Consider the following 18,526-nt stretch of genomic DNA (forward strand, 5'->3'; position numbering starts at 1 on the left):
TTCCCTTCCTGATCGCCGTGTTCCTCCGTCTCGCAAGACAAAAATGCGTCATGGCGAGGAAGTATGACGTGGCCATCTACTTTTCAGATATCCTTATCTTTAACTAATCCTTATCGTACAAATGCCATGGCTACGCCGCCGTCCACATTAAGCACGTTGCCTGTCGACTTACTTAAATGACCACCCACAAACGTGAAACATGCGTTTGCAATATCATCAGGTAAAATGATCTGATTGAGTAACGTACGTTTTGCATAGTAGGCTGGTAATTCTTCTACGCTGACGCCATAGGCCTTCGCGCGTCCTTCCGCCCATCCACCGGCCCAGATATTACTGTCGGAAATTACCGCATCGGGATTGACGACATTTACACGTACTCCGGCAGCACCTAGCTCTGCCGCGTTTAAGCGACTTAAATGCAGCTGCGCAGCTTTCGCACTTCCATATCCGGCATTGTTAGGACCACTAACTAATGCATTTTTGCTGACTATGTTTACTACATCGCCTCCTATTGCCTGTGCTTTCAACACGTGGGTAGCCGCCTGTGTTACCAAGAACTGTCCTTTCACGAGCACATTGTATAGCAAATCCCAATCTTTTTGGGTATGATCTTCGATCGTTTTAGAGATGGATAAACCTGCATTATTAACGATGATGTCGACACCGCCGAATGCTAATGCTGCTTTCTTCAATGCTGCTTCAATTTGTTCTTGGTTGGTGACATCCAATTCTGCCGTGGTTACGGCGTCTTTACCAAATAAACCGATAAATTCTTCTTCGGCACCTGCAAGACGCTCTGCATTCATGTCGTTTAACACAACCACTGCCCCTTCACTGGCAAATTTCTTTGCAATTGCTTTACCAATACCACCTGCACTACCTGTTACCAAGGCTATCTTGCCCGACAAAGGCTTAGGTTTCGGCATACGCTGCAGCTTTGCCTCTTCCAGTAGCCAGTATTCGATATTGAACGCTTCTTGACGCGGTAAGGAGGTATACTCACTTACTGCTTCGGATCCTTTCATGACGTTGATAGCATTGATATAAAACTCAGCGGCCACACGTGTCGTTTGCTTGTCTTTGGCAAAGGCAAACATGCCGACACCTGGATACAGGATGATCACTGGATTGCGGTCGCGGATTGCGGGGCTGTTTTCGTGTTTACAGGTCTCGTAGTATTCGGTATACATGGCTCTGTAGTCATCAAACAGGGGTGCCAATTGTGCTTTAACGGCTTCCACGTCGCTGAGGTCAGCATGTTTATCCAAATGTAAAACCAACGGCTGAATTTTGGTACGCAGGAAGTGATCAGGGCAGCTTGTACCCAATGGTGCTAAACGCTCTAGATCATTCGAATTGATATATTCCAAGACCTTTTCATCATCGGTGAAGTGACCGATCATTGGACGTTCACTGGAACAGAAACCGCGCAGGATAGGTGCCAATTTCGCGGCTTGCTCCTTGCGATCTTCGGCAGCAATGCTTTCTACTTTCTGACCGCCAAATACAGGTCTTGTTTTTCCGTAATTTTCTTCTAAATAGGTTGCGCAAGCTTCGATGACGTCTAAGGAATTGACGTAGCTTTCATAGGCTGTATCCCCCCAGGTAAACAAGCCGTGTGAGCCTAACATAATACCGCGGATGCCCGGGTTTTCAGCAAGGCAGTCGCGCAGCTGCAAGCCTAGGTCAAAGCCTGGCTTTTGCCACTCTACCCAACCTATTTGGCCGTTAAAAAGCTCTTGTGTTATTTTCTTTCCATCTTTAGCTGCAGCGATCGCAATTGCTGCGTCTGGATGTAAGTGATCGATATGTTTGAAAGGCAAAAAACCGTGAAGCGGCGTATCGATAGACGGTGCTTTTGATGCTAAGTCAAAGATGCAATGGTTAAACAATTCCACCATTTCATCTTCGTGATCGATGCCACGGTATACTTTCTCAAGATTACGCAGACGTTCCACATACAGGGCTGCTAACCCTGATTTTTTAAGTGTCCCGATATCACCACCTGAGCCTTTGATCCACATCACTTCCACTTCTTCGCCCGTCAACGGATCTTTATCGATCATCTTGCAGGACGTATTACCACCGCCATAGTTGGTAATTCTAAGGTCTGATCCCAATAAATTGGAACGATACAACAATAAAGCAACTTCATCACCTTCAAGAGATTTTGCTTTCGCGTCATCCCACAGGTAGTTTACGTGTTTATATTCTTTCACGACTCAAATTTTTTATGTTTACTATTCTAATGTTTTTGCAAATCCAACAATACAAATGGAAAGGATAATGGTCAAGATACCTGCGATAATTGCGGTATAAGTCGACTTATTCACGCCCTTCCATTCTTTTAAAATGACGCCCCATGCATTGGAGATCAAAATAATAAAGGCCATGTGCAAGATCCAGGAACTTGCGCCATTGCCCAAACGGCTTTCTCCCATCCCGTAGAAGAAGAACTGTAAATACCAGGTTGTACCGCCCAGCGCGCACAGTAAAAGGTTCTTCCCAAATGGTGCGGAGGCCTTTCCATAATCGGAGAAGGTTTTATTTTTAGTCAAGAGGTATAGGCACCACAACACATTGGTCGTAAAGCCCCCCCAGAGGATGATGATATACGTCACGTTATTTTGGTAGAGAAACTCTCCCTGGCCGGGGTTTGTCACTTTCCAAAGTTCATTGGCGACATCGGCCATAGGCTTTCCGGCCTCGATCCCAAAGTTGAAACAGGCACTCAATACGCCAGATACAATTGCAACGCCGATCCCGATGCCGAAGTTAAAGTCTGATTTTGTTTCTGCCGACAAGCTGGAAAGGCTTCGCTCTTTCAGCATACCAGCCCGTCCGCATAGGTAGATTCCTACTACGCACACCAGCAAACCGAACATAACACATAACCCGGCATTTGTTGTGAAGAAATAATCGATGCCCTGCTTGCCTGGCGCTTGATTGAAAAAGTAATAGATAGCAGGCATTAATGAACCAAATACCATGCTTAAGCCTAGGATCACACTACTGCCTAGGGAAACCCCGAGATAGCGAACACCTAAACCGTAGGTAAGACCGCCAATTCCCCAAAGCAAACCGAATAAAAAGGTATAGCCTAGAGTAGAGGCTCCGGCTTCCCGGATAATATCAGGAAAATTAGGAATAGTAATCCACGCAGCAATGGGCGGCACAATAATCCACGAGAAGAGTCCACCCAAGATCCACATGGCCTCCCAAGACCATCCTTTCACCTTTTTGTAAGGAACGTAAAAGCTTCCCGACGCAAATCCTCCAATGAAGTGAAAGATAACTCCTGCTAATGCATTCATAAATTATGTATTAAAATAAGATAGATTCATAATGATGTTCCAAGATAAAGGGATTCGTGGTAAAAACTGTTATGCACTGTCATGCTAACACCTTTTACGCTGCCTAGCACGGCTATCCAGCCGTTCATATACTACTCCAGCATATTGACGACATCCTTCGATCGATGTGCCGGAAAAACCTGCAGATCGACCAGTTTTCCGTTACGCAACTGCCCGCTTACCGTTGTTTGTTGTGGCGCATGGAGTTTAAAATCGACATCCCAATCGCTGGGCCAGGCCGGAAAAAGCAAGATCTTTTCATCGGCCGTTTGCAGCAACATTTCCTGCAAGCCGATCATGCCGGATCCGCCCCAATTGTGGTCAGGCACCCAGTCAAATCCAGGTCCCCAAAATGTGGGAAAGCGTCTGTCCGCATTCCCTAGTTTGAGCAGCGTCAACCGTGCCGCTTCTTCTGTCAAGCCAAGTCGTGCAGCAAATATATTGTCTTGTTTCCAGCCTACATGGCTTCTGAATTTCAACAGATCCAGATCATGCAGGTACGTGTTGCGTGCCGTGTCGAGGCCAGGCTTTCCGACGCCGTAAATTCCCCAAGGATATACCGGATAAAGCTGCGGCGCTTCTGTGTTATTGACACGTGCCCAAACCTGTGCCGGCGCAAGCATTGCTCGCCCATCGAGCTGACGTTTGGGCAAGGGTGGTATTTTCTTTAAGAAACCTTCCAGGTAGCCGCGACGGCTGCTATCCAGCAAAGCATCTGGCAAACGTAAGGCGCGCTTCGTCACTTCCTGTAATGCGGCTACCGTGGTGGAGGCGTTGTAGGCCATTTTGTAAGTCTCTGCCGAAGAACCCGGGTAGAAAACCAAATGTCCTTGTTGATCCAAGACTTTGCTACCCTGTTGACGTGCTTGATACTGATAATGCTCATCAAAAAAGCGAATACAGCTTTCGATAAACGGAAGGTAAGGTTTCACATCTTGACCAGCGTAGCTACCCGTCTCCAGCATCATCATACAAAATTCCAAGACGGTGTCCCATTGATATTCCAGCCATGCATTGTATTCCAGCCCGGGGTCGTAATCGCTAGGGCGCTTCCAATTATATTCTGCGGGATTTGGCAAGCCGAAATTTTCAAGCTGCTCGGTAAAACTGGCGCCGCCATGATTCCAATACACTTTGCTACGCCATTCGGCATTTTGCTGCAGGCGCAAGTAAAACTCAAACTGGGAAGCCATCATGTCGTGGTCACCACTTTTTAACATCGGCCAATACACCAATCGCTGATTTTGTGCGGTATGTGTGCCACCACCCCAGTTGCGAAAGTCGGGCGTGAACGTAAAGCTGCTGTCGACGGCAGACGGGTCATAGGTAAACAGGCCTCCGTTAAATTTCGTGGGATATGCGCCATAGGCATTACAAGCGAGCATATAGCGAAACAGTTGGTAGTTTCGCCCGACTTGCCATGCCGGATTTTCTTGATGTTGCCCTGAAGGGTGAATAGCAATATGACTGCGCGACCAAAAGTCTTTCCACCAGCTTAGCGTTTTTTGGCGAGCTGCAGCATGGCTTTGGCTTAGCGTTGCGATTTTTTTCAGGTCGGCTGTCCATTGTGCAAGTTGCGGGCTTTGTTTAGCCAAAAGGGTTACCTGTAGGTTTTGCTTCCGCGCGGGGCTTTTGCTCTTCAGCGAAAAGCCTTTGTAATCGGTGTCCATGTAACGCCCCTGCTGTTCGCCGGCAAAGACCATCCCTTTACCCTGCATCATGCCGCCCGAGATCAATTTTTTCAACGGATTGAAAAGAGAATCCTTGACAGCGTCAAGCTGCTGCTGTTTCACAACAATATCAAAGGCTGTTGTATCCCGATTTTGGTGGTAGAAGACGATGGTATTGTCTACTGCTTCGACACGATCCTGATGCGTAACGACAGGCGTAGGCGGCGCCCATTTCCAAGAGTTTGCATTATTCTCCTTCTTCTTCGGAAATAAATCCTTAAATCGCCAGCTTTCGTAAACGGCTTCCATGGTCACTTTCTTATCAGCGCTGAGTTCTACGTGCACATTTGGTGCATGCACGTCTACCCACACGTGCAACTCCGCTTTTACGCCGTTTGCCTCGCCTAGGATACGCGCATATCCTTCTTCCAGCTTCAACTCTTGGCGGAAGCTGTCGCCTATGAATGGGTTTGGAGCGACTTTAAGCCGCACACGTCCTAGTTTGAGCAACATGTTATTTTCGTCAAACGCTCCACTCTTGCCCAAGTAAAAGAAGACCTCACCGTTCTCCACCCAAAGGTTCAGACCGATATCCCCCCCACCTACGGGCATGGATTCCGAAGCATTCTTGCTCGGGCTTGTCCACACGATGTTGTAATCCTTCCAAGAGAAAGATTGCGCCGTCGAGGATGTAGCTTGACAAAAAAAGCAAAGGAGAACGAGGAAGAGATTGTTGAATTTCATAGTTATTTTCCTTTACCAGGCATCTGTACGGAATGAACTTACCGGAAGGCCGTTGACACCAAACAAATCGCCAACGACAAAATCTTTAAAGGCATAGCGCACCGCAACAGGTTTTGCAACGCGCGGTGAAGAGACCACCAATGTTTTTCCTTGAATGATAGCCGTAGCAGGAACAAAAACCTTATTCTCCCCCGCGATTTCTAGGGTCTTTATTTCCTTTCCAAAGGCGGTAAGCCCCAATGGCGCATCTTTAAAATAGACCTGAACCGTGCTTCCTTGCACCGCGATGCTGTCATAGACTGGGCTGCGGTAGGAAATAGCGTCAAAGCTATAGCTACAACCAAGGGCAAGTAAAGCCAAACGGTCTCCACCTTCTTTCTTTTTCGCCGGGTGTATGCAATTTTCCTCCCCTAAATCCATGGTCACGGCCATGCCGCTGTGGGAAAGCTTATCCAAAGACTTTCGTTGTGCATCGCGCAGGTAAGCCGAATTATACCGGTCTTCCACATGGAACGGCGGTAAGGATGCGTAGTTAAAGGGGGCTATTTGCGTAAAATAAAAGGGTAACTGTGCATCGCCCCAAAGCTCCCGATATTTTTCCACCATTCGGGGAAAGAGGATGTCGTAGCTTGCTGCGCGCTCATAATTGGACTCTCCCTGATACCAGATTATGCCTTTTATACCATAGCCTACGATGGGATGTATCATCCCGTTGTATAGCATGGTAGGTGCCCTGTTCTTATCTTTCAGTCCTTCTGTATTGCTCGGGATGACAACATCCTGCTGATCGGCCAACCAAGCGGCATCCATCCAGGCTTCGACATTGGAGCCCCCATAGCTGCTGTGGATGAGCCCAATGGGCACATTCAACTGCTGCCGTAAGCGCTTTCCAAAAAAATAGGCTGTGGCACTGAAATTAGCCACTGTGGCCGGGCTAGCGGCTTTCCAGCTGCTAGGCTTGCTATCGGAAGCAGGTTTAAGCAAAGGATTTCTCGGTACCGTGTAAAAGCGAAGTAGCTTATCTTCGCTGTCTAATATTGCGTCTGTGCTTCCGGCGATGGGCTGCGCTGGATATCCTTTCATGGGCATTTCCATATTGGATTGCCCCGAGCAGAGCCATACTTCGCCCAGCCACACGTCTTGCAGGGTAATGGTATTGTTTTCCTTCACGCGAACCGTGTAGGGCCCGCCTGCCTTTGCTGTACGTATATCCAAGCGCCAAGCGCCTTCACTATTTGCACGTACAGAATAGGATTTCCCATCCCAAGAGGTGCGCACCTCCACCTGTGAAGATGGCTTTGCCCATCCCCAGATCGGAACACTTTTTTCTTGCTGTAAGACCATTCCATCCGTAAAAATGGCGGAAAGACGAACCTCGGCTTTTATGCATAGTGAGCAGCAGAGAAACAGAACTAAAACTAGATTTTTCACCGATAGCAAATCAAAATTTATAAATGAGTAGCGACAACTAAAACGCAGGCAGCCACACCGACATATCACCAAACTCGCGGTTTCCCCAGGCAAAATAAGGAATAAGTCTCACGGACACTGCTTTTTTATCATCCGTAGATACTTTCCGATATAAGCTATTCCATTCGCTGCGCTCATCGGTATACGCCTTTCCTTCCAAAAACACAAGATCCTGACCCAGCACGGCATCATGAACGGGTTCAAAGCGTTCTGCCGTCTTTATTTTCAGCGCGAAAAGATCGCTTTCATGATCAACATCAGCATGTTCCAAACAATAGACTACAGGGCCGCGTTTTACGGCAATTTGGTTACGGGTCTCTTCCACCAAAGGATTAGCCTCCATAAACTCCACTTCCATAGGAAGATGTACACGGATGCGATCGCCTTTTTTCAAAGCACCTTTCACGACAGCGTAGCCTTTATCCATTTCGACATTCACCTTTTTGTTATTGAGCGTTATCTCTGCATTGGACGACCAACCCGGAATCCGGAATTTCAGCACATAGTCGCGTGGAATATCTTCCAGCGTGAATACCGCGTCGCCATCCCAAGGGTAATTTGATTCTTGTTTGATCCTGATGGATTTTCCGTTATAGTTTGTATTCAACATATTCCCGCCATAGAGATTCACCCAAACGGCCTTGTCAGATAGCCCGTAGGCGTAGTTAGCGACCTCGGCTATCGTACGTACGACATTGGGTGGGCAGCAATTTGACAGTGCAATATAAGGGACTCGTTTTTTCGACCAGCGCTGCTGGAAGGGCAAATTCGTAGAGAAGCTTAGCGGATTGGTATATAAAAATTTATCGCCGTCTAAGCTGATGCCTGATAACACCGAATTATACAATGCCAATTCCAAAACATCCATATATTTTGCATCGCCGGTAAAATTCGTCATCCGCCAATTCCATAGCATGTTGCCTATATTGGCACAGGTTTCATTGTGCGCGGTTAGGTTGGGCAGCTGATAATCCCGACCGAAAGCCTGGTGTATCTTTTGCACCTCGGTAGGGTCGTATGATGTACCGTCTGGCGAGGTTCCATCATACAGCGCACCAAGACCACCAGTGATATACATCTTATGTTTTACGACGTCTTCCCAAATGGCAAACAGGCGGTTGCTTAAAGTTGTGTCCTGCAGCTCGGCGCACAAATCTGCCACGCCGGCATACAGGTAGCTGGCACGTACCGCATGGCCCATCGCCTTATTTTGTTTTCTAAAGGGGATGCGATCTTGGTTATCATCGGTGCCATCCTCGATCTCGCCTTTGATGTCCACCAGATGTTTGGCAAGTTCTAAATACTTCGGTTCCTTGGTCGTACGATAAAGTTCAACCGTACCCATATAATGCGAAGGACAGATGGCATTTCGCGCTAGGGTAGGGTTTGATTTTTTATAAAATCCGTAAAGGTAGTCGGCCGCTTTTATTGCGATATCCAATAGATCCCGTTTGCCGGTAACCCTGTAATGAATGCAGCCAGCCGTCATTAAATGACCGATGTTGTACGATTCGAAACTTAGTCTATCCTGAAACTCGATGTTCTCACCGGCATTGCGCTGGTCTATGGTTGCTTTGGTGTAGATATAACCATCTGCACGCTGCGCTTTCGCGATCACGGGGATGACCTGATCAATCATCTGGAGCAGTTTCTTATCCTTCGTTTGTGCATAAAGTGCGCAAACCGCTTCGAGCGTTTTATAAAAGTCGCCGTCGTGAAAAGATGGGCCTTTGTGTTCTCCCTGCTCCAATCCTGCCGCTATCTCAAAATTTCGGTAGGCATGGCTAATGTCCGCACGGGTGTACATGTCCCACAGGTTCGGTACCATCTGTTGATAGCAGGTCGCCGTGCGGTCGGCCCAAAAGCCTTTTGTCCAGGACACATCGCCCATATCTACCGCTTTTTGCACGGCAAATGGGCTAGCACTGGTGTTGGTTATTGCCTTTTCCTGCGCCGCTACACCCGTGGTTAAGCAAAAGAATGCCAAACCCAAGCCGTATATTTTTCTATTCATCATCATTTATCCCTCGCCTTTAATTCTCTATTTTTTTCCTTGTACCTTTTGTGTCTCCTGTACCTCTTGGACCTCTTTGTACCACAGCAATTCCACATTACCGGATAAGCCGGCAGGTTGCAACGGCTTCAGGAATTTAGCTGTTGCCGTCGTCTGCATTATTTTCTCTTTGGCCTTACCGCTAGCTTCGTAGCCAAACCGGTTGCCCCAGGTGTGGTAGACATTAATTTCCAATCGATTTTCGCCCTTTTTAAGATAATCGGTCACATCGATCTCATAGGGTTTAGCCCAGATAACACCTACAGGCTGGCCGTTCAACAGCACTTCAGCCATTCCTTCCACATCATCAAGACGAAGCGCTACACGTTGGTCGTTCGTGCTGCTCGCTGGCTTAAAGTTGAGTGCATAGGTCCCTCTTCCAGCATGATAACGCAGCTCATCCGTCGTGGATTCCGTCCAAAAAGATGGCATTTTCTGATTTATTTTGTTGTCTTCCTGCCCTTGCAAATGCAGCGTCCAGTCTCCTTTTATCGTTTCTGTTCGCTGTACTTTCCAGTTCGGTAAGCGCACATCCGCTTCACTTAATAAAACAAAAAGCGCTTGATGAGGTGCAAAATCTACCGATACCTCCGTACGTTCTCCTTTCCTTTCTGCAGCGATGGGTTTTAATTCGTCACGTACGGCATCATACAAGTAAACATGAGAAGCATTGGCTCGGAAAGAAAATGCCACTCTACGTGCTACACTGTCCTGATTGCTTAAAAAATAGCTATCCGTTGCGGCAAACCGGCGGTGGTTCCACGCGATGGCCGTTGTTTTTTTATCGTCAATAATCAAGTCTTCCGCTATACCCAATGCGTTAAAGTCGGCTTCCTTGTATGCACCGAGGTAGATTTTACCTTGACCAATTGTTTTTGTCCACATCCCCTTCTCGCTCTTCATGTCGGTAAACAATTGGCTTAGCAGCGCTTGAAATTTGGAAGAATCGCTTGGAGAGGCATGACCGATTAATTTTGTAGGCTTTGTCTCGAATACAACGGTCGCTCCTGCTTCCAGCAAAGAAGTTAGTTTGGACAGGACAGCCAGTGAGCTTGCCTCTGGATTTGGGTTTAACAGGTGTTTTCCGGGCACAACCAAAAGCTTATAGGCAATATGATTAGCAAACTGCACGGCGCCATCACTTACCTTCGCATATTCCAATAGCGCATGCGGATTAAAAGAATCGTAGGCATAACCGCGGAGTGGATCAATCCAATCTATCGTGCTATACATATTAGCAGAGGTGCTCACGCTAGCTATCTTTTGCAAAGGTTGCCCCTCGTTGGCCAGCTTTTCCGCAGTACGCGCAACCCGATCAGCACCAATGATACCAGGCAATACGCCTACGAGTCGATCTGGAAGGATTGCTCGTCGAGGTACTTCCTCGCCAATAAATACGGCAACATCCTTTACGGGCTTACCTTGCTGAAGCAATTGCTGTGTACGAATGGCATAATCCACCCAAGCTTTTCCTGGTTTCCACCAGATTTGATCGCGTTGGAAATAGGTGCCGATGCCGTCCAATGTCATGCCCGGCTTGCGGTCCATCCAAGGATTATGCACATAGACATGGTACGCTAAATTGTTTACGCCCAAGGCGTAATTTAAATCTTGTACAGGTTTTAATAGCCGTGGATGTTCGTCCCATTCCATACGAATCTGCGTGAAGGCTTCTGACATGACTACATTCTTGCCATAGATGTGCGCCCCCGATACGGCATCCAATACATCATTAGGCTTATCATGGGATGGGCTTCTGAACCAAAACTCACCCATGGTCCGATCGGTGAGGCTAAAGTGTGATAAGCCGTCACTGGCCATTACTGGGGCCGTGGTTTCGGCGGTAAATTCCACGCCATATTGGTCACACATACGCTTTAGCGTCGTAAAGCCCTTGTCCAAGAGCAGCTCCGCAATCGTTTCGCGGTAATCGTGCAGGAAAGCTTCAGAGGCTTCGGCGCTACCGACGACGTATCCGGCCAGCGCCGGCATATATTTCTCAAGGGAATAGCCACGGCGTTTCTGAAATTCTCCAGCCATGCTCCGCGTCCAGTTTTGGCTTCCTGACTCCCAAGAATCGATATGGAATACCGTAAGCACATCTTTCGACAAACTGGGCTCCACGGCTTTCTTGGCTTTGCCATACCATTGCTCAAACTGAAAGGCTACAATATCGGCATCGAGTTTATCACATTCCAGTCCTTTTGCTGCGCCCGCCGTTTCATTCTTATGACCGGTACTGGTATGCCCGATGCGCAATATTTTCCATGTTCCTTTTGGCAGATCCAGCTCAATGATGCCGGATTTTGATGGCGCATGGAGCACGCGAATATCTTGCTGCTGGATGATGTTTTTGTCGGGAATAGCTGCGCTTGCTGTGGGCAATGAAACGCGCCATATTTCGGCCGTTTTACTTTCAATCTGGTTTATTCTTGCTTCTTCAAAAAGCGTGATGCCCAACAATTTCAGCGAGGGCTTCCACTTCGCGACATCCAGATCTTCCGCGCCCGGCTCAGATCCTTTCGGATCGTAGACAAAGCGGAAGAACTTTGCTTTCGCGTAGGGTAGCGTATGCGTCACCCCATTATCCCAATCGAGCCATCCCATACGCGGCGACTGCAACTGTACTAGTTGTCGAAAGCTTTTTCCATCGTCACTGATAAGTATTTGTAAACGATTTGCCTGGTAATTGGATGCCTTCCATTCAATTTTTAAGGCATTGGCCGCAAACGGCTCTTTGAATTCATACTGTATCCAGCCGGGTTGAGAAGTAGCAAAATGTTTGTCATTGCCTTTTTTCACTAAACGTTGTAGATCTTCATCATAGCTGCTGCTTACCGTTGGCGGGTAGGTCGAACTGTTTTTGTAAATGTGGGGCTGCGCAATAGCATAGAGCTGAATATCTTCGTAGTAGCCTTCGTTGCGCTCGGGCTGTGGCAGCTGCACGCGAAGTTTTTTCTTTCCGTTGGTTGAGACGACGGTATCAGCAGCAACAATTTTCTGCATAGATTTTTCCGGTGTTATCCAAGGCCCACCGGCGGTTGCAAAACCGTCGTTGGGAAATAGGGCGATCTTGATATTATACTTCTTTGCTTCAGACACGATGTGGCGGAACATTTCCCACCATTCCGGCGTTAAGGTTTCGGAAGCGGGCTCAAACAAAGGTGGGTTTGTCTTTGCTTTGATGGGTGTAAAGTAGGCTCCCGCAATATTATTGGCAGCCATCGCTTGTAGATCAGCCGTGATTCCTTCTTTGGAGTAGCTGGCATGCATAAAATACCAAACCACCCACGGCTTTGCCTTTTCATAGGATTGCTGGTCCAACGCCAGTAGCGAAGCGGGAATGCCTTTAATCTGTGCGCGTAGTGTCAAAACGCACAGCAGCGCGCAACATAGTATATAGCTTTTTATCTTCATCAGTAACTCACTTTTTGCCCACTTCAAACGGTTTTAATCGGAATGAATAGTGATATTCTTTTGCCGGAATCTGGTATTTCTCCAAGGGCTGCGACACATCTGTCCAGGTGTCATTACCACCTATCCCCATCTGTAAAAGATCAATATTCAACGTGATGCTGTTTTCTTTTTTCAACTTATACCAGTGCTTAGTCTGGCTTATTTGTTTTTGTGAAAATGGCCAAGCCCCCATTTGCAGTGGCTGCTTACCTTCTACGAGCAAACCATATTTTTTGTTCTGCAAACGGAACCAGCGTACTTCCATGCGGTTGCCATTTTCCTGCGGGTATAGATAGGGCTCCATAAAGTCATCGATCATACTGCTGTAAACGCCCAAGTCAAAACCGTATGCTCTATCCGGATAGTTTTCCATATCGCCCAGTCCGTAATATTGGATATGCTCAAACGTAGGATTAACACCCAACTGCATACCCACTTTCGGGATGTTAGGCAGGGGATGATTGGTCAGCAGGTGATAATTCACCGTGATTATCCCGTCGCCGTGTACGGTATAGCGTATGCTTACCTGGGCAGAATCTCCCGGCAAGCTGTAGTTGCTTTCCACGGTAATGCTATCGGCAGACTTTTGGGCTGCTGTGTGTTGCAGGGCCACCGCATTGTACCAATATTTAAGTTTCACGTGCGGCTTCCAGCCGCGTCGCTCATTATCGGTTGCTGGGCGGGTAAAATTAGGCAACAACGCGCTGTTTACAATTTTCTCGTTCTTATATAACATCTGCGTTAGCGCCCCTGATTTTTTGTTGAACGTAGCCGTAAAATCTTTTCCTACGACGAGGTATACGCTATCTTGCTCCTGCAAATCTATTGCCTTCGATTTGTCTAGCTTGGTGAGGTGCCAACCCTGTACGTGTTGCCAATTCAGCTGCGAGGAGGATACGACAAAATCTTTGGGTGCCCAGGCTTCCTCTTTCTTTAACCGAAATTGCAGATCAAGCTGATAGTCTCTGTCAGGGCTCCTTTTTGTTTGGATATAGGGTAATAGCGATAGCTCCACCGAGTCGCCAGCAGCTACGGCGATCGCTGGTAAGTTCGATTCCCGAATGATCTTGCCATTTTCACGAATCAGCAGGGTCGCTTGATAATGATCGAGGTTTAGCAAACTTGACCGGTTTTTTATGCGGACACGTGCATCTTGCGTATCGCGTAAAGTCACTTCGGCTGCTTGGTAGATACGCTTGTTTTCCCACATGGCTGCCTTTGGTCTGTTCCATGCATCGACAATACCGTTTAAGCTGAAGGCGCCGTTGTGGATTTTCTCCCCGAAATCGCCACCGTAGGCCAAGACTTCTCCATAGACACTATCTTTTCTGATCAATGCCTGATCTTTGTAATCCCAAATAAAGCCACCGATTAATCGGGGATGCGCGCGGAAGATATCCCAGAAATCTTTAATGTTTCCGGTCGAGTTTCCCATGGAATGTGAATATTCCACAAAGAGAATAGGCCTGTTGTCGCCATTCTGTTGGTTCAGCAGAAGTTCCGGCGTGAATATGCCGGGATAGAAACGCGATACCATATCCACATAGTACTGATCTTTTATGTTTTGCAGCCTATGGGAGTGGTCGTTGGATTTTGGGTAGCGCGGATCTGATGGGTCGATATAGCCCGGCAGTTGGTGACTACCCATTGCTGGCTCGTAGTGCACGGGGCGGGTGATATCAAAATCGTGGATCCAAGCCGCCATAGCTGCGGTCGTCGGGCCGCGACCAGATTCGTTGCCCAACGACCAGATGACGATCGACGGATGATTTTTATCGCGCTCCAGCATGCGTGTTACGCGCTCCATATGCGCGGCCAACCACATCGGGTCATTCATTAACTTGCCGCCCAAGCCGTGTGTTTCCAGGTTGGCTTCGTCCATCACCATCATCCCATAGCGGTCGCATAGCTCATAGATATACGGATCATTGGGGTAATGTGAGGTACGGATAGCGTTGAAGTTGAACTGCTTGATCTGCCGAATATCGGCTTCCATATCTTCCCGTGTCAATGCTTTTCCACGCTTCGGATGATGGTCATGCCTATTTACGCCATACAGGTAGGTTTCTTTGCCGTTGATTAGCAATTTCCCGTTTGTCGATGAAAAGGCGATATCCCGAAATCCAACTTGACAGCTTTTAGCCTCTAAGAGTTTGTTTTCTTTATCGTATAAGCTGATCACTAAGGTGTACAGGTTCGGATCTTCGGTTGACCATTTTTTTGGATTTGAAATGACTGTTTCCAGCAAACCAAACTTTACGTTGTCTAGCCGGGGGTAGATTTCATTGAAGATCTGGTCTGCATCTTTCTGGAACTGGTCTTTCAGAATCGGCTGCTTGTTGGCATCGTAAAGCTGCGCTTTGACCACGTAGCCGCGGATACTATCGCCCGAGAAATTATCGAGTTTAGGACGCAGCGAAAATGTAGCATCCTGGTAATTTTTATCGAGCTTCGCCTGCCAGTGGAAGTCCGCGATCCGCACCTTCGGTTCAGCCATCAGAAATACCTCGCGGTGTATACCGCTCATACGCCAATGATCTTGATCTTCGAGGTAAGAGGCATCGCTCCAACGGATAACCTGTAAAGAAATTCGGTTTTTCCCTGCTTTAAGATAAGGTGTTACGTTAAACTCAGAAGGCAAGCAGGAATCTTCGGCATAGCCTACATAGGTATCATTCACCCACAGGTGGTAGGCAGAGATGACGCCACCGAAATGTAGCGTGACATTCATGCCATCCCAGGCTTTGGGGAGGTCGAAACTGCGTTGGTAAGAACCTACCGCATTGTAGTCGGTTGGAATACGCGGCGGATCAATAGGTTGAAACGGGTAAACCGCCGATCGATAGATCGGAATATCGTAGCCTTTCATCTCCCAATTGGAGGGCACCTGTATTTTATCCCAGCCTTTCACCTCTGCCAGGTGAAAATCCTGCGGTGCGTCAGCGGGTTTGTATACGAATTTAAAATCCCATTCGCCATTCAAAAAAAGTAAGCGGTCATTGCTTTGGCGGTCATTTTTTAAAGCCGCTTCTACGCTGGCATAGGAATATGCGGTGGCGCGGGCCGGATCGCGATTGATAGACGTGATCATGGGATTTTCCCAGGCCGAAGCAATTTTTCCATCCGGAACCGGCGGAATAACGGCGGGCTTACCATCTACTGTTTGCGCGTGTACAGTGGAGCTTGCCCAAAACAAACTGAACGCCATGGTCAAACAATGGTATACCTTACGCCTCATAGTCCACTTCATAAGTCATATCCTTTTTTAGCTCGATGCTGTACTGATCTTTTCCTGTTTTTACCACTCTCCCTTGCTTACATCGCGGCGCCACCTTGCTCTTCAACTGCAGCGTCCCTGTTCCGATAGGCGATTTAACCGTTATTTTTTTCTTCGACACGGCCAGTTCTATTTCACCAGCCGGTGTCGGTACTTTCCCTTCCATCCACTCTAGGGAAGCCAAGTAGGGATTGATGGTGTACCGCTCGTACCCGGCAGCGGTAGGCTCTACGCCCAGGTAATATTTACCCAAGAGGTAGATCGGGCTCGCTCCCCAAGAGTGGCAGAGGCTTTTCCCAAATTCGCGCCCATACATCGCGTAGTGCTCCGCCCCCTTCTTATCGGGATTATATTCTTCCCAAAAAGTTGTTGCACCTAGCTTCAACATGCCCCCCCAGTAGCTTTTCATTTCACGCATCACATAATCTTTTTCGCCTAGTGCGCACAGTGCTTCCAGCTCGTAGTAGCGCATGTATGGTGTCATGATTTTTTGGATAGCATCGTTTAATAAAACTTTGTCTTTTACGGCTTTTTGCTGATTGGCGGATAAGTAGTCGAAGAAGATGGCGAACATATTGGTGTAGCGTGTGACCTGATCTGTTTGCTTACCGGCAACCCGGCTGTGTGCAAAAGCGCCTTTCTGTTCATTCCAATAGTAGTCGAATATTTTACCTTTCAGCTGTGCCGCTTCTTTTGCATAATGCGCTTTATCTGCAGACTCATCAAGCAGCTCGGCACAAAGTGCCATCGTCTCCAAACTGCGGCACAGCAGCAGCTGCTCAAAACTCACTTCGCCTCGCTTGCTCAGACCATCGGCCCAATCGATAAATACCCAGTCGCCCGACAGTCCTTCCATCAATCCATTTTCATTACGGCGATCTAAGCAAAACTGCATCAAGGATTGCATCCGTGGATAGATGCCGGCGATAAACTCTTTATCACCTGTATACTGATAATAGTCGTAGATACTCAAAAACCAATAGAAGGTATAATCCATAATGGTATTGATGTGGCTCACGGTAGGTTCTTTTCCGCGGAGTGCCAGGATGGTACGCTTTACCGTTTCCGAATCAAAGCCTAAATAATAGTTCATGGCGTATGACTGGTAAGCGTCACCACTCCAGATCCAGCGGTCGCGTTTAATGCCATCAATATAAAATTCTCTGGAGGTAAGCTCCATCGTATACTTCGCTACTTCCCAGATTTTATTTAATTCTTCGTCTGAGCTCTTGAATGTTCCGCGGTCTTCTACTGGAAGGTATTCATATTCCATGGAAACTTGGTCAAACGTAACATTGCCTCTTGGCTCGATGTATACGTACCGAAATGCTTTCGACAGATCAAGCGTGCTATCCTGCGCAGACTGCTGCTTCACGGTGAGCATATCCAGCGTTTCGCAGGTCGTGGTACCGAGTGCTTCTTCTTTGGATTCACCGTAGTAAATGGCCAGTTCTCCGTTGCCTTTCAACTGATGTAGCGTTAAAAAACCGAAGGTATTTTTCCCAAAGTCAATAAGCGTTCCCTTACCTTGCTTTGTGCTGGTTAAAGATTTTTCATGGCGCGTAGGCAACCTAAAGGTAGATGGTCGCTGCGCTGCATTTTGGAAATTCCAGTAGCCCGCCTTTACATAGGTGGTGCCCGATTGATCAGACGCCTTTCCTGTTTCATCGATCCACTCCTTATCTTCAAACGTTACTAGCCAATCCTTATCAGTATGGACCTGCTTGCCTTCTACAAACAGCGCAGGCACCTTCGCCTGATTATATACTTTGACATTGATTTTTTGCTTTCCTTTATCCAGCTTTATGCTGCTTGGCATGCCGGGAAGCATCTTGCCGTTTACCTTGACGTTGTACTTGCCCTCGGCATGGATTTTAATCTCTTCCGCCTGCTGTAAATCAAACTCTTTATGAAACTCTACCAGTACATAATGGCTATCCATTTTCCAAAACGGAGGAAAAAACGTGCCGCGCTCTGTTCGTCTGTTTTGCATATCGTTGCTCAGCCAAACCTCAAAATCACCGGGATACCAGATCCAGGTAGCTGTATTTTGAGCAAACAACAAGACAGTGATCAATACACAGCCGATGGTTAAGATTAGTTTTTTCATTCCTCTATTTTATTTGCATGCGTAAGCGGATGATCAGGGTTTCTTTTGAAAACCTTTTCATACCGCTTCGTTTTGTATGTTATGGAAAGCACAAATTGGATTCAACAATCGCAGTCGACAGCTTGCAGGCACTGCGCAGGTTGTACTCCTCGCAGCATGTTTCTTTTAACACAAGTTATCAGCTATTCTAGCATCGCAATCGGCTCATTGATTTATGCATGGCACCAACTACAAACATACTTGAAATGCTTATTTTGTATTTATGATATTTTCTCTAGCTATTATAAGATATTGCCATGCTCTATGCGAATTGGAGATATAGAGCGGGATAGGGCAGCAAAGATCTACAACAAAAGGCAGCGTGTTCGTTTGCTGGGCCAACGAACACGCTGT

8 protein-coding genes are annotated in these 18,526 nt (G+C 47.4%); all 8 read right to left on the reverse strand.

The window, feature by feature from the left end; genetic code table 11:
- Window positions 1–110: 110 nt before the first annotated feature.
- The 8 genes from B0I21_RS16600 to B0I21_RS16635 all read right to left on the reverse strand — a co-directional run bounded on the left by B0I21_RS16600 (window position 111) and on the right by B0I21_RS16635 (window position 18,133).
- Entirely contained in the window at window positions 111–2,219 is a 2,109-nt protein-coding gene (locus B0I21_RS16600; protein ID WP_133641605.1) for a bifunctional aldolase/short-chain dehydrogenase, read from the reverse strand.
- Between the two features lie 21 nt (window positions 2,220–2,240).
- Complete coding sequence (gene rhaT / locus B0I21_RS16605) at window positions 2,241–3,314, reverse strand: L-rhamnose/proton symporter RhaT (RefSeq protein WP_133641606.1); 1,074 nt, start codon at window positions 3,312–3,314, stop codon at window positions 2,241–2,243.
- Between the two features lie 131 nt (window positions 3,315–3,445).
- The gene (locus B0I21_RS16610; RefSeq protein WP_133641607.1) at window positions 3,446–5,767 is read right to left on the reverse strand and encodes a DUF5703 domain-containing protein; all 2,322 of its coding nucleotides are present in this window, start codon (window positions 5,765–5,767) and stop codon (window positions 3,446–3,448) included.
- Window positions 5,768–5,779: 12 nt separating this feature from the next.
- Window positions 5,780–7,198 (reverse strand): sialate O-acetylesterase, encoded by a 1,419-nt coding sequence (locus B0I21_RS16615; protein ID WP_243836193.1) that lies wholly within the window; start codon window positions 7,196–7,198, stop codon window positions 5,780–5,782.
- 37 nt (window positions 7,199–7,235) lie between these two features.
- The gene (locus B0I21_RS16620; protein ID WP_133641608.1) at window positions 7,236–9,254 is read right to left on the reverse strand and encodes an aceric acid hydrolase; all 2,019 of its coding nucleotides are present in this window, start codon (window positions 9,252–9,254) and stop codon (window positions 7,236–7,238) included.
- Between the two features lie 24 nt (window positions 9,255–9,278).
- Entirely contained in the window at window positions 9,279–12,707 is a 3,429-nt protein-coding gene (locus B0I21_RS16625; RefSeq protein WP_133641609.1) for a glycosyl hydrolase, read from the reverse strand.
- A 7-nt stretch (window positions 12,708–12,714) separates the two neighbouring features.
- On the reverse strand, window positions 12,715–15,996 hold the full coding sequence (locus tag B0I21_RS16630) for a glycoside hydrolase family 2 TIM barrel-domain containing protein (RefSeq protein ID WP_133641610.1): 3,282 nt from the start codon (window positions 15,994–15,996) through the stop codon (window positions 12,715–12,717).
- Window positions 15,974–18,133, reverse strand: coding sequence for an alpha-L-rhamnosidase-related protein (locus tag B0I21_RS16635; protein ID WP_133641611.1), 2,160 nt, complete (start codon window positions 18,131–18,133; stop codon window positions 15,974–15,976). Before B0I21_RS16635 ends, B0I21_RS16630 begins: the two co-directional genes overlap by 23 nt.
- Window positions 18,134–18,526 lie beyond the last annotated feature (393 nt).

The sequence above is a fragment of the Sphingobacterium paludis genome, assembly GCF_004364125.1.
Taxonomy (GTDB): domain Bacteria; phylum Bacteroidota; class Bacteroidia; order Sphingobacteriales; family Sphingobacteriaceae; genus Sphingobacterium; species Sphingobacterium paludis.